A 1,683-nucleotide genomic window follows, 5' to 3' on the forward strand; every position below is an offset into this window, starting at 1 on the left:
AATCGCTCCGTTTGAAACGGAAGGATGCCTGCACCATGCAGGAGTTAAAGGTGAGAAATCCCACCTTTAGGTAACTTGTTAATTTTACTTATTTCCTGCACAGAGACAGAATTCAATTAAATCAATCAGTTAAAATGGTGTAATTCTCCCATTTATCTAAGTGATTGATTTTGCGTAATTCTGTCACAGGGACAGAGATTAATGAAATCAAGGAGTTAAGTTAAAGACGGGAAATCCCGCTTTTAGATTGCATCAATAACGCCACCTGATAATCATCTCACTAATTCAATTCCCTTAAATAACAATCAATTGTGTAACTACATGCGAATCTCACAAATTAACCAATTTCTGATCAACATATTAGCGGGAGTGATTTAGTGTGGTGAGCCACATGGTAACAAATGAACGATATAAACCACGAGAAATAATATATCGATGTTATTAAATTACCACGAAAGTATAGTGAATTTTTAAATCGGAGATATAATGGAAACAAGCGAGAAAATAATTATTTCATCTGAATCTGACTTCATTTCTTTCGTCAGCAATATGTTATCTGTTGAAAATATAGAATCAGATGAATTTGTATTCCCAGATATCGAATTTATAGGTTGGCCTACATTAAATATTGTTGTTCAAGGCGAGCCTCAACGATACAAATCGTCGCTGACAGCGTCCATGTTATTTGGAATGGCTGATTTAACTGAAGAGATTTATAGAGCCTTTGCAGTATTCAGGTATAGCACATCCAATCTGACAAATTTAACTGAATCTGATAAAAAAGCTCTAGATATAGTTTACTATGTAACCGAGGGTTCAAGTCGAGCCAGAGGACAAGCAGATCGAATAATCAATGGAGCCATAAGATTCTTAAACAATGCGGTGAAAAAAATGAATGGTATACAAGCTCTTGGCATGGTTGTGGCCTTGACCACTTGTGCCAGCACCGTAGGCTGGCATTGGTTAAGTGAGTATTACGAAACTCAACGACATGATAATACAACAAAAGTAGATTTGGTTAATGCAGCCACTCAATCTGTTGTTAATGGGCAAAAAGTTATCGTTGATGCTCTAATCCATGGACAAACAAAAGAAAGCAAAGAGATCTTACTTCGCGGCGAAGAAGGAAAGGCTAGATTAGTTAAAAAACTATCCGCAGATGATTCCGTTCAACAAGTGGAGCTCGGCTCCCGCGTAATCAACAGAACAGAGTTAAACGCGATGAACACTCGACAAAGGATAGACAGGGTGAGAGATGATAAGACTGCGGCTTTCTTTATAAATGGATTAAACTGGAGTGGTGCCGCCAATCAGGATTTGAGTATATCAGTAATAAATTCATCAACTGGGGAAACATTAACCCTTAAGACAACCGAGGCTACTATTTTACCTAATGAGTTGTTAGCTTTATCTTCATCCCTGACAACGAGAGATGAGGTGAAAATAAGATATCTTGAAGTAAAAGAAAACGGAAAGATAACAGTCAGTCAATTCACGTCTATTGAACTAAGCAATTAAATTTCCAGCCCTCCTCCCGAGGGCGTTTACCCAACATTTTCCCCAATCCACCCAACTACCCGCTAATCTCCCCTATTGGCTATCTGGCGCTATGCTCCTGCTGAGGATCAGACGTTACTACCTGTTTCTGGTTCCAGATAGAATCCTCCGGCATCTGGACACGGA

Annotated in this window: 1 protein-coding gene; it reads left to right on the plus strand. The window is 38.7% G+C overall.

All coding sequences use genetic code 11. The features are described from left to right. Positions 1–486 precede the first annotated feature (486 nt). The gene (locus Xhom_RS24820; RefSeq protein ID WP_084022973.1) at positions 487–1,518 is read left to right on the plus strand and encodes a hypothetical protein; all 1,032 of its coding nucleotides are present in this window, start codon (positions 487–489) and stop codon (positions 1,516–1,518) included. The last annotated feature ends 165 nt before the right edge of the window (positions 1,519–1,683 follow it).

Origin of the sequence: Xenorhabdus hominickii (assembly GCF_002632725.1) — a bacterium.
GTDB classification, from domain to species: domain Bacteria; phylum Pseudomonadota; class Gammaproteobacteria; order Enterobacterales; family Enterobacteriaceae; genus Xenorhabdus; species Xenorhabdus hominickii.